We start from the raw sequence: 24,589 nt of genomic DNA, 5'->3' as shown, positions 1-24,589 counted from the left end.
CAATAACGATATATTATGAATAAAAAGTATTCTATTTCATTGTTAGCTTTAGCTTTAAGTAGTTCTTTTGCTTTTGCTCAAAGTATAAATGAAGCAAAAACAGCTATCAATGCAGAACAATTTGATAAAGCAAAAGATATTTTAAAAGAACTAATAGGGAAGAAACCAGCGGATGGAATGAACTATTTCTATTTAGGAGATGTGTTCTTAAAAGAAGATCAATCGGATTCAGCTCGTTATTATTTTGACAAAGGGCTTTTAGCAAAATCAAAAGGTTCATTAAACTACATCGGTTTAGGTCAAATTGAATTAGACAATAATCGTTCTGCTGAAGCTGTAGCGAATTTCAAAAAAGCAGAAAAAGATATTAAAAAGAAAGACTACAACGAACAGTTGTTAGTTGCGGCGGCATATTTAAATTCGAAGATGCCTAATCCAAAAGAGGCACAGTTGATTGCGGCTGATGTTGTAGCAAAAGATTATAGTAATCCAATGGGACACTTGCTTTTAGGACGTGCATTTTTAGAGCAAAAGAATTTGAATGATGCGTTCGCTTCATTTAGAAATGCGTATGATTTAGATACTACGTTAGTAGAGGCGAAGCTGCAAATGGCTATGATTACAAAGCGTGCAAGAGCTTATGCGGATGCAATCAAAGCTTGTGAAGAAATCTTAGCAACAACACCTGATTATGCACCAGCGTATAGAGAAATTGCTGAAATTTCATATATGTGGTCGAAAGTAAATGCCAAACAAGAAAAACAGTTAATTGCACAGGCAGGTGAAAATTATAAAAAATTCATTAAAGCAACAGGGAATTCTATTGATTCTCAAATGCGCTATGCAGATTTCTTAGTCTTGACGGAAAATTATCCAGAATTGGAACGCGTAGCTACACAAATGAAAGATGTAAAAGGAGTAAATCCTCGTATCTACCGTTATTTAGGGTATGCTGCTTATGAAAATAAAAACTACCAGGTTAGTGTAGATGCTTTAGATAAATTCTTGAAAGTATACTTAAAAGAGTCAAAAAGCTTAAATGCAATTGGGCGTGATTATATGTATTTAGGACTATCTGAAATTGGTTTATCTCAGGATGGAGAGAACAAAGAATTGTATAATAAAGGTTTGAACCACTTGAAAGATGCTGTCAATGTAGAAATTGCAATTGCAGGTGAATTTAACCGCTATGGTATAGATTTGTTTAGAGAGAAGAAGTATCAAAATGTAATTGATATCTTAAGTATTTCTGCAGATATAAAAGAATCATCGGGTTATATTTATGATAATTACTATGTGGGGTATTCATACTATTTATTGGGATCAACAGAACGTCCAGATAGTGAAGATTTGTTGAAAAAAGCAGATGAGTATTTAGGAAAAACAATTGAAGCTTCACCATTAACACAAGAGGCGTATTTCTATAGAGCGCGTGCAAACCGCTATATTGATCACGTGGACGCGTATGACCGCATGTATGAATCATACCAAGGGTTCTTGAAAGTGCTAGGAGAGAAGAATGAATTGAAAGATCCTTCGAACAAAGACCAGATTATTGAGGCTCATACGTCAATTGCTACGTATTATGCCAACAAAGATAGAAACTCAGAAGCGGTAGAGGAGTTTAAAAAAGTACTAAATTTAGATCCTTCGAACAGTTTTGCTAAAAAAACAATAGAAGCAATAAATAAAGGATAAGGAATTATAATAAAGAAGTAAAAGGCTGAATATCTAGCGGTATTCAGCCTTTTTTTTGTATTATTTCTATTGTAGTTTTCTTAATCCTACTATATTTGCCGGATGCAACTATCTATAATTATTTTAAACTATAATGTTCGTTATTTTCTGGAACAATGTATTAAATCGGTTCAGTCTGCCATCGAAGGGATTGACGCGGAAATTATAGTAGTTGATAATAATTCGCAAGATGATAGTGCCGAGATGATGAAAAACCTATTTCCCCAGGTGTGCTATATTGCGAATCAAGAGAATTTAGGGTTTCCCAAAGGAAATAATATTGGTGTAAAACGAGCTACAGGAAAATACATCTGCATTCTCAATCCCGATACGGTTGTAGCAGAAGATACGTTTCACAAGTTATTGGCTCTTTTTGAACGTAAGGCAAAGTTAGGAATTGTTGGTTGCCAATTAATCGATGGACGAGGAGGATTTCTACCCGAATCCAAAAGGGGAATTCCAACTTATTGGCGCTCTTTTATGAAGGTAAGTGGATTGTATCGTTTATTTCCTTCCAGTGTGCTGGTCAATGGGTATTATGCTTCTCATTTACCCGCAGATAAAAATGGTCCTGTGGAAATTTTAGTAGGAGCCTTTATGTTTATGCCTCGTAAACTGTATCTCGAGCTCGGTGGATTTGACGAACGCTTCTTTATGTATGTTGAAGATACTGATTTATCTTATTCAAGCTTAAAACAAGGCTATGAGAATTATTACTATGCTGATACAACCATTATTCATTATAAAGGAGAAAGTACAGATAAAGATTTAGAATATGTCAAACGATTTCATCGAGGGACGCAAATTTTTTACGAGAAACACTTTCGAAAGTCCTATGTTTTTGACGTGTTGATGCGCTTGATTACCTTTGTTTTTTTGTTTTCAAAACAAAAGAAAAAAGGGGATAAGGTAGCAACTGTCAGTCACACCATAGTAGTGAGTGAAAATCCAAAGGTAAGAGAACGGATTGAAAAGACGTTGCAACGCTCCCTACAACGGGTGGAAAGCTTACATGGCTTAGAAGAAATAATAAAGGAAAAGAAAGGAATCAATGGAGATTTAGTAGAAATTATCTTTGATGGCGATTATTTAACTAATAAAGAGATCATTACCTTTATGCATAAAAATTATAGATCAGAAATAATTTATAAAATTAAACCTGTGAATTCTTTGTTTTTGATTGGTAGTAATGATAGTAATAGTAAAGGATCCGTGATAATTTTAGAAGAATGATAATTTTATCTTTACGTGGAAAAAGTCCGAAATATTATTAAATTTGTAATCTGAATTAAGAAACACAACCTTAGGTTATAAATATGGCAAAGTTCGAATTGAAATTACCCAAAATGGGAGAAAGTGTTGCGGAAGCAACCATTACAAACTGGTTGAAGAATGTAGGGGATCGCATTGAGGCTGATGAGACAGTATTAGAAATCGCAACGGATAAAGTTGACAGTGAAGTTCCATCAGAAGTCGAAGGAACTTTGGTAGAAATATTATTTCAAGTAGACGATGTTGTTCAAGTAGGGCAAACAATCGCTATCATTGAAACAGAAGGAGGCGAAGTTGCTTCAACTCCAGCTGCAAGCGCAACTCCAACAGCTGCAGCAGTAGAACAAACAGTACAAGTAGCTCAAGAAGTAGCTGCACCTGTAGATTTTTCAGCTTCTGAAAAATTCTTTTCACCACTAGTTAAAAATATTGCCAAAGAAGAAGGAATTTCTTTGAGCGAGTTAGAGGCTATCCAAGGTACAGGAAAAGAAGGAAGAGTAACGAAAAACGATATTTTAGCTTATGTTGAGACAAGAGGAACGCAACCTCAAGCGGTAGCGGCTCCAGTTGCAAAAGCAGAAGTAGCAAAACCAGCTACAACAGCAACTAAAGCTGTTCCAGTTTCCGTAAACGGTGGAGATGAAATCGTGGAGATGGATCGTATGCGTAAATTGATTTCAGGATACATGGTACAATCAGTGCAAACGTCAGCACACGTACAATCATTTATCGAAGTGGATGTAACGAATATCGTAAACTGGAGAAATAAAGTAAAAAATACATTCGAAAAGAGAGAAGGTGAAAAATTAACGTTCACACCAATCTTCATGGAAGCGGTAGCGAAAGCATTAAAAGACTTCCCTGGAATGAATATTTCTGTCGATGGTGATTTCATCATCAAGAAAAAGAATATCAACTTAGGAATGGCTGCTGCCTTACCAAATGGAAACTTAATCGTTCCAGTAATTAAAAATGCGGATCAATTGAACCTAGTTGGCATGGCTAAAGCGGTTAACGACTTAGGAAACCGCGCAAAAGCTGGAAAATTAAAACCAGACGATACACAAGGAGGAACGTATACGGTAACAAATGTGGGGACATTTGGAAGTGTATTTGGTACGCCAATTATCAACCAACCACAAGTAGGTATCTTAGCTTTAGGAGCAATCCGAAAAGTGCCTGCAGTAATTGAAACACCTGAAGGAGATTTTATCGGTATCCGCCAAAAAATGTTCTTATCACACAGCTACGATCACCGCGTGGTTGATGGAGCATTAGGAGGTTCTTTCGTGAAGCGTGTTGCTGATATTTTAGAAGCTTGGGATATCAATAGAGAGATATAATTGTTGACAGTTAACGGTTGACAGTAGCGATATAAAATAGAAGGGGTTGTCTTGTAGACAATCCCTTTTTTGTTTGAGATGAATGGGATATCTGTTCAAGAATTGTTTCCCTTGTATTGGGTGAATTTTTTTTATCAGGAAGGTTAGTTGTTTTGGATCTAGGGATCCTTCGTTTGGGTTACGATGTCTTTTTACTCGAAAACACGAAAGTAAGTAAAGGGAGTAGCCCTCCAATTACGGCAAAAACGATAAAGTATTGACCTAATCCTTCTTCTTTGCCTAAAGCAGTTTGTATGGTTTGGTATTGAATATAGAAAAAGAGGAGGATGGTAAAGGTGTTTAATACGCGCATCATGCGTATGGCTTTGGTGTATTGTTCTTCTATATTTTCAGCGGTTATCGTTATTCGATGTTTAAAGAGGTGGGGTTTGTATTGAAAGTAGTACAATAAGGCAAAAACAAATACACCTAGTCCTGGTAAGAAAAGTAGGGTAATTTTATCCCCATACGCATCAGGCTCACCAGCAATATTGAAATGGGTGGGAATAGTATCGGGTAATTGACCATAGTAATAACAGGTGGTTCCTATTAATGAAAGGAGTAGTATAACATTTATCACATCGTGATAACGTTCTAGTTGGCTAGGTTTGATTTTTAGGATTGGGTATTGCGTCTTCAAGTTATGTTTGTTTAAAAAAATTAAGTTTAAATATAATAAAATTAAGTTTAATTTTAATAAAGTTAAATAAATAAGTTTTTTTTTGTTCTTTAGTTTTGTTGAGAATGTAGTATTTTAGAATACGTATCCCTTGTTTATTTAAGTTAAAGCCTATGCGAAAATATTTGTTTGTTGTTCTTGTATTCTTCCTATCGGGAAGTAGTGACTCATTGTGGGCCTATCCTATTTTTCCGCAGACCTTAAGTGATTTGTATAAAGGAGCAGATCATGTGGCCTATGGAAAAGTCGTTGGTTTTATCCCCTTAGAAGAAGAGTATGATGTGACGAAACCACCAAGCCTATATAATACCTGGGTTCAAGTTGTCATACAGGAAGAACTAAAAGGGGAGTTAATAGAGAAGGAGATCTGTATTGCCCATTATCTCGGTATGATGTGCCCAGAACCTTTTGATTTTAGAGAGGGACAGGAAGTATTGCTTTTTTTGAATAAGGATATAAGAGAGCATTTTTATTGGCCTTATTCTTGGTCTTATGGAGCAAGAGAAGTAGATGCAGATGCTTACTGCCTGTATAAAGAGAAGTTAATCGGCTTACAAGCTGTTTTAGCAATCTCGAATCCGGAGCGACAAGAACAACAGTATGTTACTTGGATAGTGGATTGTATCAAAGAGCCGTTAACGCGCTGGGATGGCGTTTTTGATTTACTCAACGAGAAAGTAGATCACACACCAGAACGAAATCTTGTAGCTCATCCGTATTCCATTACTGCAGAACAGAATCAAGTGGTCCGTCAAATCATTTTCGATAAAAATAAAATCAATGTAATGGATTTGAGGGTATTAAATTATCTAAAGTATGAACAAGACAAAGAAATACTAAATTTTGTATCCAAGCAACTAAAACAAGCGTCGTTAAAAGATGAAGGCTTTCTTTTCTTTCAATTAGGCAGTAGAATTATTGCTGCGTTATCCGATCGTCAGGATCTAAAAGATTTAGTTCTTACGATTGATGAAAACGAAGTATCAAGAGAAGTGAAACAAAAATTACTTGACTTTCAAGAGAAAATATAAGCAAAAGAGAAGCGAATCAGCTGTTTTTTTTTATACTTCATCCTTTAGATACTGTTGATGCATTTTCTCCACGCGTTTGGCAATTTGTCGTTGTAAATGACGAGGGGAAAGGACTTTAATCGCTTCACCAAACCCCAATATTTCGCGTTCTAATTCAAAATTTAGTACCACATCTAAGCGTATTTTGATTCCTTTTTCATTTTCCTCCAGCAATTGTTGTGAGCTGTGGAGCGGTTTGGTTTTGACGTAGGGGGCATGGTATTGATTGACCCATAAAATAACTTTGTGTGCGCGATCTTGCTCTGTTTTCGTTACCCCTAATACATCTTCAAAGTAGCGATCAAAATTAACGCCCTGATATTCTTTGTAAGGTTCGTTGGCCAAAGCATATACATTGGTGATGCGATCCAGTGCCAAAGTAAGTAAATGTTTGTTTTTACTACTTCGGGTAATCAAAAACCAACGGTTGCGGTATTCTTTCAGTAAATAAGGATAATAGAAATTCTTAGATGCTGCTTTGGATTTAAAAGATTGGTATTCAATCAGCAACGTTTGTTTATTCTTAATCGCTTCGTACAAGGGGCTAATAAACTTAATTCCCTTTAATAACGGATTGCCCTCCATCTGAATGTAGTTGGGCGCTTTTGTACTGCGCGTCAATAAGCTGTTGTCCAATTTGGCGATGACCTCACTCATCTCATCGACCTGACTAAATCCGTTTAAGTGCTTTAAGATAGCAACGACTTCTTTTAGCTTCTCCCTATCCGAATCGTTGATCGGTGAGTTTTTGATGCTGTACTGCGCATCCTCGTAGGTGTAGTATTTTCGATCCACTACTACAATAGGGGCATTATATCCCAAGCTATCACTGCGCATGGTTTGAATATCCAATTGAATGGTGCGTTTGCTGACTCCGGAATCAATTCCTTCATATTCATAAAGCCCATCAGAAACTTTCTCGATAAGATCATTCAACGTCCATTTTCGGAAGCGATTTTGTAAACATTCATCAAGGATGCGATAACGCAATAGCGCAAGTTTATTTGTTGCCATTGGATTGAATTTGAAATACCTTTCAAAAATACACAAAACAAAGGATTGAACCTCTTGATTGCGCGGAATGATTGCGCAGTTGGTAGAATAAAAGCAAATCAAATGGATTAAAATAGTATATTTAGATTTCAAATCGACTAAGATGGCTACCCCCCTTTCATTTACCCCTCAAACATACCTTTTGAGGCAAGAATCTACCGTTGTAATACGAGAAGCTCAAGTAGAAGACGCAGTTGCTTTAAATCAATTGATTCGCGCATATTTAAAAGACAGTGCTTATATTCCTTTGGAAGTAGAGGAGTTTACTAAAACGCAAGAAGAAACCCAACAGTGGATCAATGCTATGCAACAGAGTCCGAATTCGATTCTACTCGTTGCCACGTGTGAAGGGCAACTTATCGGAAATATCGATCTAACGGGAAATCCAAGAAATGCACTTCAACATACTGCTATTTTAGGTATGGGACTTTTAGCACCTTGGAGAGGGTGTGGTTTGGGAACCTTGTTGGTACAAGGCGTTCTGGATTGGGCAAGGACGACAAGCCAACTCGAACTTTTGTGGCTTCAAGTCTATGAAGAAAATAAGGCTGGCGTTGCCCTATACCGCAAACACGGTTTTGAAACCAAAGGATCTATGCCTGCCTTTATCAAAGTAAAGGGGAAATATTATACGAATCAAATCATGCAAAAGCAATTGAAGTAAACATTAGGTTTCTTCAGGTAACATAGAAGAGGTTTTTCGAAAGGAAAACCTCTTTTTTTTGATCGTTACTTTTTTAAAATAGCATTTTTCTCTTTTGTTTTTACTCCTCTTTTTTCAGTTTGTTGCTTTAAGTGCGCAATGGAATTGCGTATATTGCTTTTTTTATTTTTAAATTAAGTTTTAAATAGTTCTTTTATAGCGTTTTGTAATTTATTTTGAAAAAATATTTAACTGCGCATTTTCTTTGCGTAGTATGAGGTGCATCTTTGTACTGTTCGAAAGATACAAACCTTGGAAGCGTTTCAGTATAGCGCGGAAGTAAGGTGCAATCGTTATCCTTATCCTGTTTGTATGTGTAGAATATTGAGGTTCGACTCCTCACTTCCTTTAGATGGATGACTAGTGGTTTAGTATGTATTTGTGTCGTAGGTTCGAATCCTACTATTGCGAAATGCAATATAGCTTAGCTGGTTAGAGCAAAATACCATTGCCTTAAAAGCAATTTTTGGAGAAGCAGGAGAACTTCAATAAAAATCTCCTCCATAAAAAAGTTCAGTCAACTAGTGTTTCAGTTTTTAGGTTTGAAATCTTCGGAAGACAAGGCTAAATACACCCGATCAACGCCTGTAAAAACAAGTAACGGTGCGAAAGGAGAATCAGGGAGGATATAAACAGTATCATTTGCTTGCTGAGTGATACTAGGTTATACACAAATGATTCAACTTCAAAGCGTCCTTCTTTTTCCGCTGAGTGAAGGGAAGCCTAGTTGGATTGTTCTTAGTAAAAATGATTTAAAAAAATAAAAAAATAGAGTGATGAAAAAGATACAAGTAAAAACCAATCACGTAGCTTTAGTGTTTAAGCAAGGGGAACTACAAAATGTGTATACAACTGGGCAATACTGGTTGTGGGGACAAAAGGAAGTGTTGGAATTTAATCAGGCGGAAATGTTCCCTATGCGTAGAGATATGGATGCGTTGTTGGAAAATAAGCAGTTCGCCGCGCTTGTAGCGGTTGTCGATGTGCTAGATAATGAAGTGGTTTTGGTGTTTCGAAACAATATTTTTTACACAGCACTAGCCGCGGGACGTTATGTTTATTGGAAAGAGACGACAATATACTCTTTTGAGCGTTTTACAATGGACGGTTTAGAAGTGCCCTTAACGATTGCCCGAAACATTAGAAACAAAGGGAATATGCTCAACTTTTTGCGCATGTATACGGTTGGAGCAAATGAGAAAGGTCTGTTGTTTGTCGATGAGCAGTTTCAAGGGGTCTTGGATGCAGGAGATTATTGTTATTGGAAAAATGAAGTCAAAGTTCAGATGATCGTTGTTGATGTACGTCAACAAACGATGGATATGAATGGACAAGAAATATTAACGAAAGACAAAGTACAGTTGCGTATCAACATCAATATTGTTTATCAAGTACGTGATTTGTTGTTGGCATATGTGGAAAACAAAGATGTAGAAAAACAAATGTACAATACCATTCAATTGATGGTCAGAGAAAAGGTGGGACGTATGTCTTTTGATGAATTGATGGAGAATAAAGAAAATATTTCCCAAGCGATTTTGACAGATGCCAAAGAAAGTGTGACCGCCTTGGGAATTGACCTAAAATCTTGTGGAGTAAAGGATATTATTTTACCAGGGGATATTCGAGAAATTATGAACCAGGTGTTGATAGCTGAAAAAAAGGCACAAGCCAATATGATTACGCGCAGAGAAGAAACCGCAGCTACCCGTAGCTTGTTAAATACCGCTAAATTAATGGAGGAAAACGAGATGTTAATGCGATTGAAAGAGATGGAATATATCGATAAAATTGCCGATAAAGTGGGAGAAATTAGTTTGTCTGGAGGAGGTAATGTGTTGAAACAATTGAAAGAGCTTTTTGGTTAACGGTTAACGGTTAACAGTTCACGGCTTAGGATTTACCCATAATTTTTAAAAAAATGAAAGAAAATAAACAAATAAACGGAAACGATTTACTCGCCTTGGGATACCCTGAAACGAAATTATTGGGGATTGCATTAAAGGCAAATAAAAAGCGAACAGGACTAACACGTGTAGAAATGTTAGCGCATTATAAAATGGTATTGGATAATGCTGAAGATTACCTTAACCATAAAGTATTTGGAACATTAGCTACGGCTATAATTGAAGGAGTTGGACAGCAGGAGGAAGAGGAAGAAACGATTCCTTTGAGAGAAACGTCTGTTGCATATAGCGTGTATGGTTCGAACCAAATTGAAGAAGGAGCGATTAAGCAGATGGAAGTTGCAGTGAAATTACCTGTGGCTGTTGCTGGGGCTTTAATGCCCGATGCCCATCAAGGATATGGACTGCCTATTGGAGGGGTATTAGCTACAGAAAATGCAGTGATTCCTTATGGTGTAGGAGTGGATATTGGTTGTCGAATGGCTTTGTCAATTTTTGATATTAAGGGAATCGAGTTTTATGGAATGGAAGCCTTGTTGAAAGAACAATTGGTGAAACATACGAAGTTTGGCGCAGGACATGGGTTCTTAGGACAGTATAAATCCCAACATGATATCTTGGATCGAGGTGAGTTTAATCTGAATCCCTTCATCAAGAATCTACAGGATAAAGCCTGGGCACAATTGGGATCTTCAGGTGGAGGAAACCACTTTGTGGAATGGGGAATCATGGAGTTTGCGCAACGCGATGAGATATTGAACATAGACCAAGGAACGTATTTGGCGTTGCTGACGCATTCAGGATCCCGTGGAATGGGGGCCATGATTGCAGGGCGTTATACCCAAATTGCTAAAGAGTTATGTAAGCTCCCTCAGGAGGCGAAGAATTTAGCGTATTTGGATATGAATTCAGAAGCAGGACAAGAATATTGGACCTTAATGAATTTAGCGGGTGATTACGCCTCTGCTTGTCACGAAGTAATTCACGATAAATTGACAAAAGCGATTGGAGCTGAGGTATTAGCGAAGATTGAAAACCACCATAACTTTGCCTGGAAGGAAATGTACCAGGGAAAAGAGGTCATTGTACACCGAAAAGGAGCAACTCCAGCGAGTAAAGGCGTGATGGGAATTATTCCTGGATCGATGACTGCACCGGGATTTTTAGTCCGCGGAAAGGGAGAAGAAGAAGCGTTGAATTCCGCATCTCATGGAGCAGGACGACAAATGAGTCGAACCCAAGCCATAAAAACGCTAAAAGCAAAGGATATTAAAGCGGTTTTACAGGATCATGGGGTTGAATTAATCGGAGCAGGAAAAGATGAAGCACCAATGGCGTATAAAGATATTCATCAGGTGATGGCAGCTCAAGGCGATTTAGTGGATGTGGTAGCGATGTTTACGCCGAAAATCGTTCGAATGGCCGATGATGGAAGTAGAGAGGATTAATTAAAGAGGGTGCCTTTTAGGTCACCCTCTTTTTGTTTTTTTAAGTGATTGGTTCAGCGTTACCCTATTTAAATTGGGAAACCCTTCAATCATGTATAGGTTTACATTTTTTCTAAAAACTCAATGCGTTTTTCAATGGGTGGGTGGGTGCTGAAGATAGCGCCAATACTTCCCATAAATCCTTTGCTTTTTTCATCAGTTCCATTGTCGATAAACAATTCTTTTACTTCGTCGTTTTTCGTTTCAATTTTAGAGTTTCCACTGATTTTGCGCAGGGCACTTGCTAAAGCATGGGCATCTTTGGTCATGCTAACTGCCCCTGCATCGGCCATATACTCGCGACTTCTCGATAAGGCAAATTTAAACACCATCGAAAAGAAGTAAATCACCACCGTTACGACTAAAAGGAGAATGATAATCGCTCCCCCATTGTCTTTTCCTCCTCGTCTACGTCCCAAGCCGTGAAATAGTCCACGGAGTAATAAATCGAGCACAACCCCTAGGATTCCCACAAAAACGATGGTTACAATCAACAAGCGCACATCGTTATTTCGGATATGCATTAGTTCATGAGCGATCACACCTTCGAGTTCTTTATCGTCTAACGTATCAATAATTCCACGAGTTAAGGTAACCGAATGGGATTTTTGATTGATTCCCGATGCAAAGGCATTCAAGGCTTCTGTTTCAATAATAAAGAGCTTGGGCATTGGCATCCCTACGGACATACAAAGATTCTCAGTTAGGTTATACACCCGCATATTGTCCTTACGGTCTAAAGGCTTGGCATGCGTTGCCCGTTGAATCATTTGATTGTGAAAGAAATAGGAAATGACAAACCAAATCCCAACGATGACAAAAACAATTGGGGTTACTTGTATAATAGGCTCCACTGATTTGTTCCAATCCCAACCCGAAAGATAGGTGATAATAAACACAACCCCCAATAAAATCAATAAAGGGAAGGCAAATAACAGGAGAATAGACTTGGTATTGTTGCGCCTAATTTGCGTGTGTAATCCTACGTATGCCATTAAAATTTAATCTCAGGAGCTACATCAAGTTGGGCTCTTTGTTCAACACCTAACTCAAAGAACGGTTGAGTTTTCATATTTTTTATTCCAGCAATGATGTTCGACGGAATCGATTCGATAGTCGTATTTAGCTCTTTAGTTGCAGAGTTGAAATAACGGCGAACTGCCGCCAATTTATTCTCGATATCCGAGATTTCATTTTGTAATTGTAAGAAGTTGGTATTGGCTTTTAAATCAGGATACGCCTCAACAGCAACACGTAATCCTGCTAAGGCAGAAGAAACTTGTTGTTCGGCCTGTATCTTTGAATTTATGTCGCCCGCTTGTAATGCAGCTGTTCGCGCTTGGGTTAGTTTCTCTAACGTCGTCGCTTCGTGTTCCATGTATCCTTTTACAGAGGAAACCAGTTGTGGAATTAAGTCATGACGCTGTTTTAATTGTACGTCAATATCCGCAAAAGCATTCTCTCTGTTGTTCTTTAATGCTACTAATTTGTTGTTTGTGACGATGTACCAAAGAATAAATAGTACAACAATTCCGATTCCAATAAAAATTCCCATAGTTTTAATTTTTTCCCGAATATACGATATTTAACTGTTTTTGGAGGAGAGGTAGAGATAAAATGTCTTTGGTTTTATGCATAAAGAAGGTGAAATTTATGTTTTTTAGATTGTGAAGAGGGATTTCTAAACAATTTATGTGAAAAAAGGAATCGGTTGTTTGGGAAATAAAAAGAAATAAATACCTTTACATCGTAATATCGCGATAATAATAAGATTAGTTATATGGGCGTGACCAAATCAGCGTTGTTTAGTGACAAGAAAAACCGTTTATCGGCTATGTTTAAGGTATTGGGACATCCTGCTCGCTTGGCTATTTTACAGTATATCATTAACCAAAAAGTCTGTATTTGCAATGATTTGGTGGAAGAGTTAGGCCTGGCACAAGCCACTATTTCCCAACATCTAAAAGAATTAAAAACAATTGGACTACTACAGGGAACTGTAGAGGGAAAATCCGTTTGTTATTGCATTGATGAGGTTGTTTGGCAAGAGTTTGCCAGCGAGTTTCAGCTGTTCTTTGCCCAAAACATTGAAATTGACAAATGCTGTTAAAGCATTTTTTTACCGCAACGTATCGTAATATTGCGATGTAATATAAAAATTAAAAACCATGAAATTAGCAGAAGTAAAACAAGTATTAGCCCTGTTGGACAAAGTAGATTTTCAATTGGAGGATGGAAGTTTTGTACCCGAACACTTTCACGTGACAGAAGTAGGACAAGTAGAGAAAAAGTACATTGATTGTGGAGGGGTAGTTCGCACGGAGAAGAAAGTTAGTTTTCAGCTGTGGAATGCCAACGATGTTGATCACCGTTTAAAAGCTGGGAAATTGTTGAACATTATTCGGTTGTCTGAAAACAAATTAGGTATTGAGGATGGGGAAGTAGAAGTAGAGTTTCAAGGAAAAACAACCATTGGCAAGTACCATTTAGCCTTTAATGGTCAACATTTTATTTTGATTAATACAGTAACAGCTTGTTTGGCAGAAGATGCTTGTGGCATCAACCCTACAGATTTACCCGATGCTTCAGCCTCTTGTTGTGATCCCAATTCAGGGTGTTGCTAGAATAAAAAAGGCTGTCTTGCATAGAAGATAGCCTTTTTTGATTTGTAAGTATTTCGTATTAAAACAGGTCAAAGCGAACCCCCACTTGTCCTTTAATCCCGTACCATTCATAGGATGTAATACGACGTTTATCGCCCATGTACTGCTTCAATGGTTCATTGGTTAGGTTGTTCAATTCCAAAAAGAATTTAACTTTCTTGTTTAAAGAAAAAGTAGCCGAAGCATCCAAAGTTAAGTTTTCATCGGTCCATACATAAAAATCTTTGCCTAAGTTCTGGTTGATGGCATTGATCGATGCACCGCGGTAATTCGCTGCTAATCGCACCATAAACTTGCCTTTTTCATAGAATAAAATCAAGTTAGCCAAGTGTTTCGATTGATCCGGAAGCGAAGTTTTGTCGTATACTGTTTCGATTTGACCGTTGTTATTCAGATAACGCGGAACCTCAACCTTGCTATCAATGTACGTATAGTTTGCCTCTAGTCCGAAACCACTCCAAAAACCAGGAAGAAAATCAAAGCGCTTATTGAATCCAGCTTCGATTCCCACAACATGGGCATCTTCTAAGTTTTTTGCCTCTTTGACAATGTAGCTGTTGTTGTTGGCTTGGTATTGATTTTCATTGGTAAAGATGACATCCTTGATGTTCTTGTAAAAAATTCCTCCAGAAACTAAGCCCACATTGTCAAAATAATGTTCTGCCATGAGGTCAAAGTTGTTGGAAAACGTTGGTTTTAAATCGGCATTTCCTCTCGTGATCACAATATCAGCACCTGTGGTATTTACAGATTCCCCTGGTGACATATCCCCAAAATTCCCTCGATTAAACGTTTTGGTGTACGCAAAACGAAAGTTGGTTTGGTCAGTGAATTTGTATTTCACGTGGAGCATCGGTAAAAACGCATTGTAGTCGTTGTTGATTTCCGAAGGCGACAAAACTGTTTGTTTGGTTTGTTGATCTGTTTCGGCTCTTGTTCCCGTTAGGCGTGTAGTGGTATATTCGTTTCGAATTCCCGCTGTAATCGACCATTGGTCCGTCGGCTCATAAGTTCCCATCACATAACCTGCATATACATTCTCCCTTGCTTCATAAATATTCGTTGGATTAGTAACGGGCGTATAATCCGCAAATTTATGTTGATCGAGGTATTCAGGGGTAAATAAATCAAATAATTGTCCCTTCGTTAATGGGTCAACAATAAGGGATTGGTAATCAAAAGCTCCGTTCATTTCTTTGAAATATCCGTGCCCCATCGCAAAACTTTCTGTAGTCAAATTGCTCAATTGATCACCTTGACCAGCATAGGTATATAGCGAGCCATAGTAATTATTTCTCTTCTTCGTTCTAAATTTGGCTCCTGCTTTTAGGGTCAGTTTATCTGAAGCCTCGTGTTTGAAGTTGAACTGCCCCACCTGATCATTCTCTTTGTTGTCCAATTGCATAATGGTCAAGCTACTCAGGGTTAGTTTGGTTGGATCCATCACCTCGTTGGCATCGGCTAAACCTGGATTAAACTTCAAGGGATCTGTTCCCGCTTTTCCACCATCAAATCCCCAATACAATAAGCCATCATCCGATAAGTTATTGAATCCTCCTTTGATGGGTTGATAAAAAGAAGCAATCGGCAATCCTTTTTTATCCGTAGTAGAAGGGGTATCTAAGAAATAATCTGAGGTATAGTTGCTGTAGGACCAATCGAAAGTTGTCGCCTCACTCAATTGGTGATTTCCGCCCAATTCGCCCCCAAAAAGTTTGGTTTGGTAGTGAGAATAGCGGTAGTTGTACTGGTAGCGTTTTTTGGTGTAATCCACATAGGATTCATATACTGGGCGAATATCGTTGAACTTGTCATACAATCCTCTAAAGAAAAGTTTGTGCTGGTTGTTGAATTCATATTCCACCCCTAAATTAATCCCATAGGTTTGACGTTTTCCCATATAACGTTTAAACATCACATTGTTGATGGCATTTTTCTGGTTTGGGTCTGCAGCAGCGGTGTTGTATTTCACATCAAATGCATCAGAACCCCATTGTCTATCCCAGATTGCCCCAACCAAGATAATTCCCAATTTATCATTTAAAAAGCGATCCCCATAAACGATAGAACCGTTGTAGGTTCCTTTTTCGGAGAAGTCGTTGTATCCTCCCGCAATACTTCCCCCTAATTTTTTGCTGTAGGGAGCCATGCGCGTAATAAAGTTAATCGAACCTCCGATGGCATCCCCATCCATGTCTGGTGTTACGGCTTTGGCTACTTGAACATATTGGATTAATTCAGATGGAATTGCATCTAGCACACTAGAGCGGTTTCCCATAACGTTCGAACTGGGTAGTCGATTGCCGTTGAATAGCGTAGAGGTCCAAGCGAAAGGCGTTCCTCGGACTGTTGCCGCATCCGCCTCTCCATGGTAACGAGCAACCGCCACCCCTTGAATACGCTGTACCGCTTCGGCTGCATTTCGATCGGGAAGTTTCCCCATAGCATCTGCCGCAACGACATCCATCATAGCCAGGGAATTTTTCTTGATGCTGTAGGCCTTGGCTTGAGAAGGCGCTATGGTTCCCGTAATAATAATCTCATTGAGTTCCCCTTCCGCTTGCTCTAAGCGAATGGTTCCTATATCGTTGATGCCCGATTTAATGGCATGGGTAATGACTTTGTCTTTGTATCCGATAAAACTTAGCTTAATCGGGTACTCCCCCTCTTGATTTACCGCTAAGGAAAAAGACCCATCCATAGCTGTAGCTGTATTTTTGTTGAGGGATTCAATGCTGATAATGACTCCTGGTAAGGTACCCTCATCCGTGATAATGGTTCCCTTGATTTGTTGCGCATACGTCGCTGTGCTCAGTCCGCCTAAAAGGAAGATACTCCCGATCAAGCGCGTTGAAAGTAGTGGTGTTTTCATTCTGCTACAACAAATTAATTCGTGTACTTTTTACGGATGTTACGCAAATCCTTTTCCGTCAAGTTCATTTCCTTTTCCAAGAATTGCTCCACACTGCCGTAGTTTTTCTCAATGACTGCAAAAAACGTTTGGATTAACTCTGGCGTTAAAGCCATTTTTGCTTCTAATTCTGCTGCCGTTAATCCCGTAGCTTTGACCAAGTCTTTGTACATATCTGCTGTATTCGATTCTCCTACTTTTTTCTTTTCTTTTAAAAACGCATTGGATGCTACGAAATCGCGTTCAATTGTCTCCATGGGTACATTGAGCACGTATAAAATTAAAGCCGTTGCCATACCTGTGCGATCTCTTCCTCCCGTGCAATGGTATAAAATACCCGTATCTTCTTTTGCTGCTAGTTTTTGAAACAAGGTTCTATAGCGATCACCAAAGTAAGCCACTCCTTTTTCCCCGTAAAAGTCAAGCAAGAACTGATTGCCTTCTCTTTTGAGGTTTTTAATCATCTCTGCTGCATCTCCATTATTTACTGTTTCACTACCTGCAGGACATAAGATGTAATGTGCATCAGTCCATAACTTATCTGGCGCTAACGAAGCTTCTTTGGTACCTCGAAAATCAATTACTGTGGTGATGTTTTTTTCCTCTAATTCTCTTAAGTCGTTATCCGTTAGAGTGCTGATTTCTGCAGCTCGGAAGATTTTGTTGGTTTTTACTTTTTTACCGTCCTTGGTTGAATAACCACCAATATCCCTAAAGTTAATAGCGCCTTCTAATTGAATTTGAATGGGGGTCTCTTGGGTTTGTGCAAATGATGTAACGGACATCAAAGCTGTCATCATAAATAAGCCTACTGTTTTTTTCATTGTATAGTTGTTTAAGTGTTGAGGCTAAATTAGAGGCATTAAATAAAGCAATGCGTTTCCGCTTTTTATGCTTTTGTTAAGGAATAGCAAGGAAGAAGTTAGGTTGCGGTTATCCAGAAGTTAAAGTAGAAGAAGAGATGTTACATTAGTAAAATGAATAGGATTTATTTTGCTGTTTATTAGGTAGTTGATTGTCTTTTCGGAGGAAAAAGAGAGGGAGAAGACGTAATGGTGAGATAATATCTGGAGGAGATACAGCCTTCTGTATACTAATGGAGGCTCGTAAGGTGTGGAGGAGCTGTATCGTTGCTACTTTTTGATTAGGAAAGCGTTAAATCGAAACAGTAGCTAGTAGAAAGGAGGCAAATTTTAATATAAAGTATCCCTCTTCTTACCCACTTTGGAGCAACAAGAGGGAGTATAGTTTACGACTGTGCCCAATAAAAGGAACAGCGATCAAAGTTTTGATTTTTTAAATCATCTTTGTCAATGAGTACAGAGAAAACACCCTCATCATTGAATTCATTTTCACCTACTTGAAAGAGGACTATTTTGTCAGACTCCATGACTTCTTCAATTTCCTCTTTACCCAACTGGCAATGAGTGAAAAAGCCAAAGATTTTGGAGCGTAAAGTACCGCCAAAATAATCCCAGTAGTATCCGTGTTCGTCCGCATCGTCTTCTTCGTAATCTTCTTCCGGTAAGTAGTAGCGATCACTCCATTGATCCACATCCGCATAAATGCGATCGATTAATACCCCATAGAAAAAATTATCTTCATGTTCGACAACGATTCGAACTAAATCTTCGTTTTTTACATCCGCATAAATCACTTGCCCTTCGTCCGTCATAATATCCACAAAAAAGAGCAATTGTCCCGTTTTGGGCAGTAATCCATAGGGATCAAAAGGAGCAAATTGAGCGAGGTCTAATTGGCCCGCAAAACGCAATCCTTCGGGATGCTCTATCCCAGGCGGTAAATCAATCACCGAACCTCCATAGCGAGAATGTCCTAAAGGGATTTCAATTTCTGTATGGGGAACATCGCGTTCCTTCATCCAATTTTGTCTCCCTAAGAAAACAGGAAAGTATTGCTGTTTCGCAGCTTCAAAGCGGATAATATCGATGGTTTTATCGTACATTCGTTACCAATTAGAATAAAAATTAAAGATAATTAGTTTTATTTCAAGATGAACCATTCCCAGACTAAAAAAATACGCTGGACTACTGCCTTTTTTCACCTTGTACTCTTTTTGGGGTTGGGGTATATGCAAGCCATCTTATCTATGGCGCCCTTTAAAGATCAACCGTCAAGCAATCTTTCCTATGCTTTTTATACGGATGTGTTTTGGGCGGTAACTTTGACGACCGGGCTCTATCTCCTCCTGAAACTCTTGCTGAATCGCGTGCAACCATTCAAACTGCAAGTCGCCTTGCACTTGTTTCTGGTTGGTTTACTGTGGTTCTGGATCAATTGGGGGATATTCCTCGATCGAGAAGCAGGTTGGAGTACCTATACAACGGTGGAATCTTTATACGCCACGTTGAGGTGTAGTGCTTGGTTGGCGGGTGGACTGGTGGTATTTGGGCTGGTAAGTTGGAGCATCAATCCTCGCATAGCAAGTAAAAAGTGAGGGTAAACACCTATGTAGTACGCTCATGTTCTGCCACAAAGAGATGATATTGACTCGTACTATTTCTTTTCCCTTCGATGGATTCCCAAATACTCCAAAAGTGAAGCCGTTCTATTTCCCAATGTAGAGGGAGTATAAAAAGCAGTTGTCCCTCTTGTCGTGTCCCTATTTTTTTGAGGATATAAAATTCGTCCAGTTTATCGTGATACGCGAGGAGGGTAACCTGATCTTCTGGTTGACTGAGGATATTAATTAATTGAGTGTCCCAAGTGAATAGAAAGGTGTGTGGGTCATGCTGCTGAAATTGTTCTCCCATTGCAGCAGGTAAAGTACCTATAGCAAGTAAAACACGATCGAGAATAAGGTAAGGTGTACCTTCCAATACGGTAACACATTGTTTCATGAGCAAGGAAATAAGTTGCTCTTTTCCGGTTCGTTTTCTGTGCTGAATGAAAAGTTCGGTCGAATACAAATTCACCACATTTCGAATTTTATTTACAAAACTAGAAACTAAGCCAAATTTCTCTCGCTGTAGTTGTTGAGCCGTTGAAGCTTTTTGTTTATTGAGTCTCGGATTGGTGCGCAAGAAGTTTCGTCCCCGCCACTGATATCCCACCATATTGCCAATTTTACCTGAAACTCCACCTAATATACCGTCTTTTATTTCTGCCATTTTTGTTGTTTTTTACTTTCCAAGATAGTAAGAAGAACATTAAAAAACGTGTAGTATTCAAAGGAGGATAATAATTATAACCAGCTATTTTTTAGGTGATTGTGTTTCTTTTTATAGAAGAAATAAAGGAATCAAATAGCTGTTTTCGGCAGGTAAGAAGATGGTAGTAGTTGTTTTTGTTTGGGATAAAAGAGGCTTTCCTTTAGGAACTAGCTGAAGTTAGGGAGGTGAATGCTTCGAGTGTACTTCGACCCTGCTTCGACAAAAAGGGCGTTTTTCCAAGCATACTTGGAGGTGAGTCGGAGAAGTGTTGGAGGGGGGTAGAGGAGTGGTGGGAATACCGTAGAAATGTATAAGTTCTATATTCTTCTAACGAAAAAAAATAAATATTTTTTTGAAGTCAAAAAAAGTGAATGATAGTGAAATATAAGATATATTCGCTATATACATCATTTTTTGTATTACTTTCTATTCCGTACTTTTGTTTTTTGACAAAGAAAAATAAAGATGATAGAAGGTAATAAGGTTTCGTTGAAAGATATTAGAGATTTATAATTACTATTGTCTTGTTGCCTTAAAGAATGTTATATTTCAAGTATGTTGTGCTATAATTAATTCGTATAGTATAAGTAATTGTTTAGTTCTTAGTGGTTATTTTTATTTTTTGAAACGAATGAATTTGAATTGTAAAAGTAGATAATTTTATATCATGAATAAATACCTCAATTTTATCTCAGATGAACATTTATTAGCTTGTGTAGCTAATATGCATTTGGCTTATATTAAAGCAAATAAGAAAGCTTCGAAGAGAAATTTTTACACGAATAAAGTAGATACGTTTAAGATGACTTTTGATGCTTGTTTTAATGAGATGACAGAAGAAGAGTTAATTCAAGCTGAGATTTTGCGACAAGTAGATAAATCAACGAATAATTCAATTGGTACGTTTCATGAACAGGTATTAGGTGGGGTTAAAGGATATGAAGCTGGAAAGTTGAGTGGGTATGACATTAGAGCAGTAGATAATACATTATTTGCCGATATCAAAAATAAGCACAATACAATGAATAGTAGTTCTGCAGAGGCTTTATTTCAGAAGTTGGCACGTTATGCCGATGATAATAAGCAAGCAAAGTGTTATTGGGTTCAGGTTTTAGCTAAAGATAGTTTTACAGAATTGTGGAAAGGAGATCTGAATGGAAAAGAATATAGTCATAGTAGAGTGTATAAAATATCAGGGGATCAATTTTATGCATTATTAACTGGAGAGGAGGATGCTTTATATCAATTGTATAAAATTTTACCAAGAGTAATTGCAGATTATTTAAAATTAGTGGAGGAGAAAAAAAAAGAAGAAAAGAATTCAGTATTACAAGAAATAAAAGAAGATGTAACAAAGAGTCAACGAAGTATTTTAGATCAGATTACTTCAGATAACTATAGTTACTACAAGGGATTTGATAAATTATAAAACAAAATCGAGTAACTAGTTACTCGATTTTGTTTTATAATATCGATTTAGAAAATTAATAATAGAATAGCCTACTTCTTTGGCTAAATTGACAGGAACCGCATTTCCAATTTGTTTGTATTGCTGTGCCATAGATCCTGCAAATTGCCATTCGTCTGGAAAAGTTTGAATACGTGCATATTCACGAACGGTGAAAGGTCTAGTTTCGTCTGGATGACAGCGTTCTGTTTGTTTCTGAGCGGGACTACAAGTTAAAGTTAAACATGGTTCATCCCATCCAATGCGTCTTGCCATTCCCGTTTTTCCTCCTCCTAAAAAGAAACTACCTCCCATGTATTCTTTTTGAATGTCTAATGGCAAATCGCGCCAATAGCCTTTTGGCGGTACTAAATCTAAAACTTCTTTTTTGTTAGGTGGATATTTTACTCCATTTGAATGAGGTACATCTGTGTCATATAAAGAACCTTTTTTTAAGGCATCAGTTAATGTAAAAATCTTTTTTGAAGGTATCGGATAGTGATATGGTAAAGGAATGTCTTTGCGAACTCCTACTAAAATAAGACGTTCTCTCTTTTGGGGAACATTATAATGAATGGCTTTTAACACTTCTACAGGTACAACATTATAGCCTATTTCATCTAAAATAGAGATCATTCCTTCTAGTGTTTTCCCTTTATCGTGGTTAAGTAATCCTTTTACATTTTCTCCTATACAGATAGCAGGTTGAACTTCTTTCACAACACGAGCAAATTCATAAAAAAGAGTGCCTCGTGCATCTTCTAATCCTAAGCGTTTACCTGCATAACTAAATGCTTGACAAGGAAAACCACCAGTAACAACATCTACTTGGTCTTTGTATGATTTAAAAGAAAAATTTTTAATATCTCCTTCTAAAACATTCCAATGAGGGCGGTTTAAAGACAAAGTTTGACAAGCATATTTATCTATTTCATTAAGTGCAACACATTTAAAACCTGCTTTTTCCATGCCAATAGCTAATCCTCCTGCTCCTGCAAATAATTCAATAACAGTATATGTATTAGTAGGTTCTACTTCATTTAAAATGATCTGTTCTTCTGTGATAAAATCACCAAATAGAGTTAGGATATCTGCTTTTTTGTATACCCTATAATCTGTAATAGGTTCTCGAACAGCTTCTAATTTACCGTCTCGATCCCATCTTCTCAATGTTTCTTTACTTTTTCCAAGAAGCTCTGCAGCCTCTGCTAACGACAAATATTCTTTTGTAACCATATTATACAACCTTATACATTGGTTACAAAAATACTATAATTTAGGTATAAAAACCTAGTTGAAAGATAAAGTTGCTAAAATTTATAGCATGAATTTATAGTCATTAAAAACATGTATAAATGGAATAATTTATAAGTCAATAGGAGTGAATAGGTTATAGTACACCAAATTTCCCGTATCTTCACCCAAACCAACCACCATGAAATACCTGTTCATCCTCCTATTCCTTGCTGGCTGTCAAGTGTCCCAAGGACAAGATCCTTTGCGTGGACCTTCACTTACACCGGAGCAGAAGGCCAAGCAAGAAGAGATTATTGAAACCTATGCGACCAATAAAGCCCATAGGTATAATTATACCCTCAACCTCAAAGAATGGCAGAATGCCTTAGATGAAGGATTAGCACAAGATGCTACCATTGCCTATTTATGGCAACAAAAGGCGATGCCCTACTTTAAAAGCCGAAAATACGAAGTGGGGATGGAGTATATCGATCAAGCGGTAAAATACGATCCAGAACGGTATTTGAGCTATCGCGCCTTTATCAAATGCGTCTTTGCCAAAACCTACCGAGAGGCTATTGTGGATTTTGAAACTTGTATCGCCCATTGGGGTGATCGCTATGAGATGGATCACACCTATAGTTTCTACATCGGGTTGTCCTACTTACAGCTGAACGAATGGGACAAAGCGGAAGCGTATATCCAACGTGCCATTGCCAAGCAGAAGGAAGTATTTCCGGATGTGCATCACCTCGAACTCTTTTATTTGGGAATTATCGCCTATGAACGCGAGCGCTTTGAGGAGGCTATCGTCTATTTCGATCAAGCGGTGGTCAACTATACGGAATTTTCCGATGCGTATTATTACAAAGGGTTGTGCCAATGGAAAATGAAGGAATCTGAGGAAAAGATCAAGGCAACCTCAGATTTATTCTTTACCTATAACCAACAGGGCTTTTCCATTAACGAAGCCAATGCACTATATGAACGTTATCCGTATCAAATTCCCAAACAAAAACCAATGGAAGAATAGGGTTTGAAGAGGAGAATATGGACGGAGCTACCATTACAACACCTTTAGTGCTATACTTTCAACAACGGATATGGAAGCGTTATATCATTATCTCAATCGATTAAAAGTAGGGGAATAATCTATTTATCTAGAAGAAATATTACCTTTGTATGAAAACACCAATCAGATGAAAAAAATACTCCTTTTAGCTGTGATAGGCCTAGTTACCTTCGGGTGTAAACAAGGTGCCAAAGAAGAACCAAGCAACCAAGCAAGCACCAGAGAAGCGGTGGCTAAAGCGTTTGCGAGCACGGAATCGCTAAAGAAAATAAGCAGTGAATTGCTCATTCCCATGGAAATTGTAGAGCCTAGTGCCAAAGCAGTAACAACCAAATACGGATTGGAATTTGGGGGGAATTGCTACGCTTGTGATGTGGCTAATCTTTTGATTGACGGAGAAATGATTACCTTAATGAATGCCTGCGACTTACACAGTCAGGTTTCCTATACCATCGAAGCAGTGGAAGAGAAAGGCAAGCAAATCAATATTCGCACCCAATCTCACACTTTTGTTTTTGAACAAGTAGAGGATTATCCAGTTTATAGTTTGAAGGTCATTGGGGACGAAATCGACGAATCCATGTTTAGAGAAGCGTCCTTTTATACCTTACGCAGCTTGTTGGAAACATTTGACGTACACGATTGCGGTGATTTCGAAGGATAGGTTTTTGGGGTGATGCGTCACATTGACTTAACTCACGGACTGCAATGGATTCTTAATGGAATTGTACACCCCAATGGGGGATAAAAAAGACAATAGAGCATATCGCCCAGTAGGGAATAAAAAAAAGAAATTG

At 38.0% G+C, this 24,589-nt stretch carries 22 protein-coding genes; 13 read left to right on the top strand and 9 right to left on the bottom strand.

Annotated features, from left to right (window positions below):
* Positions 1-15 precede the first annotated feature (15 nt).
* From ACLJX0_RS08440 to ACLJX0_RS08430, 3 genes are all read left to right on the top strand, one after another.
* Positions 16-1,698 carry a tetratricopeptide repeat protein gene (locus ACLJX0_RS08440; RefSeq protein ID WP_410879758.1) on the top strand — a complete coding sequence of 561 codons (1,683 nt, stop codon included), beginning with the start codon at positions 16-18 and terminating at the stop codon, positions 1,696-1,698.
* Between the two features lie 102 nt (positions 1,699-1,800).
* Entirely contained in the window at positions 1,801-2,970 is a 1,170-nt protein-coding gene (locus ACLJX0_RS08435; protein ID WP_410879757.1) for a glycosyltransferase family 2 protein, read from the top strand.
* Positions 2,971-3,053: 83 nt separating this feature from the next.
* Positions 3,054-4,352: a dihydrolipoamide acetyltransferase family protein gene (locus ACLJX0_RS08430; protein WP_410879756.1), complete on the top strand. Its 1,299-nt coding sequence runs from the start codon at positions 3,054-3,056 to the stop codon at positions 4,350-4,352.
* Positions 4,353-4,530: 178 nt separating this feature from the next.
* Here ACLJX0_RS08430 and ACLJX0_RS08425 read toward each other — a convergent pair whose 3' ends face one another.
* A complete protein-coding gene (locus tag ACLJX0_RS08425; RefSeq protein ID WP_410879755.1) occupies positions 4,531-5,031 on the bottom strand; it encodes a DUF1648 domain-containing protein in 501 nt (166 codons plus the stop codon).
* A gap of 152 nt (positions 5,032-5,183) precedes the next feature.
* On the opposite strand from ACLJX0_RS08425, the gene ACLJX0_RS08420 reads away from it, so the two are divergent.
* The gene (locus ACLJX0_RS08420) at positions 5,184-6,101 is read left to right on the top strand and encodes a hypothetical protein (protein WP_410879754.1); all 918 of its coding nucleotides are present in this window, start codon (positions 5,184-5,186) and stop codon (positions 6,099-6,101) included.
* A gap of 30 nt (positions 6,102-6,131) precedes the next feature.
* On the opposite strand, the gene ACLJX0_RS08415 is transcribed toward ACLJX0_RS08420, so the two are convergent.
* On the bottom strand, positions 6,132-7,154 hold the full coding sequence (locus ACLJX0_RS08415) for a helix-turn-helix transcriptional regulator (protein WP_410879753.1): 1,023 nt from the start codon (positions 7,152-7,154) through the stop codon (positions 6,132-6,134).
* 142 nt (positions 7,155-7,296) lie between these two features.
* Between ACLJX0_RS08415 and ACLJX0_RS08410 the strand changes: the two genes are divergently transcribed.
* The 3 genes from ACLJX0_RS08410 (at position 7,297) to ACLJX0_RS08400 (ending at position 11,251) form a co-directional block, all read left to right on the top strand.
* The gene (locus tag ACLJX0_RS08410; protein ID WP_410879752.1) at positions 7,297-7,857 is read left to right on the top strand and encodes a GNAT family N-acetyltransferase; all 561 of its coding nucleotides are present in this window, start codon (positions 7,297-7,299) and stop codon (positions 7,855-7,857) included.
* A gap of 815 nt (positions 7,858-8,672) precedes the next feature.
* Positions 8,673-9,764, top strand: coding sequence for a slipin family protein (locus tag ACLJX0_RS08405; RefSeq protein WP_410879751.1), 1,092 nt, complete (start codon positions 8,673-8,675; stop codon positions 9,762-9,764).
* 53 nt (positions 9,765-9,817) lie between these two features.
* Positions 9,818-11,251 (top strand): RtcB family protein, encoded by a 1,434-nt coding sequence (locus ACLJX0_RS08400; RefSeq protein ID WP_410879750.1) that lies wholly within the window; start codon positions 9,818-9,820, stop codon positions 11,249-11,251.
* Between the two features lie 101 nt (positions 11,252-11,352).
* Here the strand turns inward: ACLJX0_RS08400 and ACLJX0_RS08395 are convergent, their stop codons facing one another.
* Together ACLJX0_RS08395 and ACLJX0_RS08390 are read right to left on the bottom strand one after the other, a co-directional pair.
* Complete coding sequence (locus tag ACLJX0_RS08395) at positions 11,353-12,285, bottom strand: M48 family metallopeptidase (RefSeq protein WP_410879749.1); 933 nt, start codon at positions 12,283-12,285, stop codon at positions 11,353-11,355.
* Positions 12,285-12,845: a LemA family protein gene (locus tag ACLJX0_RS08390; RefSeq protein ID WP_410879748.1), complete on the bottom strand. Its 561-nt coding sequence runs from the start codon at positions 12,843-12,845 to the stop codon at positions 12,285-12,287. The genes ACLJX0_RS08395 and ACLJX0_RS08390 overlap by 1 nt, the downstream gene beginning before the upstream one ends.
* 225 nt (positions 12,846-13,070) lie before the next feature.
* On the opposite strand from ACLJX0_RS08390, the gene ACLJX0_RS08385 reads away from it, so the two are divergent.
* Together ACLJX0_RS08385 and ACLJX0_RS08380 are read left to right on the top strand one after the other, a co-directional pair.
* Positions 13,071-13,400, top strand: coding sequence for an ArsR/SmtB family transcription factor (locus ACLJX0_RS08385; RefSeq protein WP_410879745.1), 330 nt, complete (start codon positions 13,071-13,073; stop codon positions 13,398-13,400).
* Positions 13,401-13,458: 58 nt separating this feature from the next.
* On the top strand, positions 13,459-13,914 hold the full coding sequence (locus ACLJX0_RS08380; protein WP_410879744.1) for a DUF6428 family protein: 456 nt from the start codon (positions 13,459-13,461) through the stop codon (positions 13,912-13,914).
* Between the two features lie 58 nt (positions 13,915-13,972).
* Here the strand turns inward: ACLJX0_RS08380 and ACLJX0_RS08375 are convergent, their stop codons facing one another.
* The 3 genes from ACLJX0_RS08375 to ACLJX0_RS08365 form a co-directional block, all read right to left on the bottom strand.
* A complete protein-coding gene (locus ACLJX0_RS08375; protein ID WP_410879743.1) occupies positions 13,973-16,825 on the bottom strand; it encodes a TonB-dependent receptor in 2,853 nt (950 codons plus the stop codon).
* 14 nt (positions 16,826-16,839) lie between these two features.
* Positions 16,840-17,688 carry a tyrosine-protein phosphatase gene (locus ACLJX0_RS08370; protein WP_410879741.1) on the bottom strand — a complete coding sequence of 283 codons (849 nt, stop codon included), beginning with the start codon at positions 17,686-17,688 and terminating at the stop codon, positions 16,840-16,842.
* 425 nt (positions 17,689-18,113) lie between these two features.
* Positions 18,114-18,830, bottom strand: a complete 717-nt coding sequence (locus ACLJX0_RS08365) for a DUF1963 domain-containing protein (RefSeq protein WP_410879740.1) — start codon at positions 18,828-18,830, stop codon at positions 18,114-18,116.
* A 48-nt stretch (positions 18,831-18,878) separates the two neighbouring features.
* Between ACLJX0_RS08365 and ACLJX0_RS08360 the strand changes: the two genes are divergently transcribed.
* A complete protein-coding gene (locus ACLJX0_RS08360; protein WP_410879738.1) occupies positions 18,879-19,322 on the top strand; it encodes a hypothetical protein in 444 nt (147 codons plus the stop codon).
* A gap of 10 nt (positions 19,323-19,332) precedes the next feature.
* Here the strand turns inward: ACLJX0_RS08360 and ACLJX0_RS08355 are convergent, their stop codons facing one another.
* Positions 19,333-19,995, bottom strand: a complete 663-nt coding sequence (locus ACLJX0_RS08355; protein ID WP_410879737.1) for a DUF6266 family protein — start codon at positions 19,993-19,995, stop codon at positions 19,333-19,335.
* A gap of 709 nt (positions 19,996-20,704) precedes the next feature.
* On the opposite strand from ACLJX0_RS08355, the gene ACLJX0_RS08350 reads away from it, so the two are divergent.
* Positions 20,705-21,466: an Eco47II family restriction endonuclease gene (locus tag ACLJX0_RS08350; protein WP_410879736.1), complete on the top strand. Its 762-nt coding sequence runs from the start codon at positions 20,705-20,707 to the stop codon at positions 21,464-21,466.
* A gap of 15 nt (positions 21,467-21,481) precedes the next feature.
* Here ACLJX0_RS08350 and dcm read toward each other — a convergent pair whose 3' ends face one another.
* The gene (gene dcm, locus ACLJX0_RS08345; RefSeq protein WP_410879734.1) at positions 21,482-22,720 is read right to left on the bottom strand and encodes a DNA (cytosine-5-)-methyltransferase; all 1,239 of its coding nucleotides are present in this window, start codon (positions 22,718-22,720) and stop codon (positions 21,482-21,484) included.
* A 199-nt stretch (positions 22,721-22,919) separates the two neighbouring features.
* On the opposite strand from dcm, the gene ACLJX0_RS08340 reads away from it, so the two are divergent.
* A complete protein-coding gene (locus ACLJX0_RS08340; RefSeq protein ID WP_410879732.1) occupies positions 22,920-23,753 on the top strand; it encodes a tetratricopeptide repeat protein in 834 nt (277 codons plus the stop codon).
* Between the two features lie 166 nt (positions 23,754-23,919).
* Positions 23,920-24,456, top strand: coding sequence for a hypothetical protein (locus tag ACLJX0_RS08335; protein WP_410879731.1), 537 nt, complete (start codon positions 23,920-23,922; stop codon positions 24,454-24,456).
* Positions 24,457-24,589: the final 133 nt, after the last annotated feature.

This window comes from Myroides sp. DW712 (assembly GCF_046557355.1).
Classification (GTDB): Bacteria; Bacteroidota; Bacteroidia; order Flavobacteriales; family Flavobacteriaceae; genus Flavobacterium.
The sequence above is the reverse complement of the archived record's forward strand: the minus strand, read 5'-3'. Positions and strand labels throughout refer to the sequence as shown.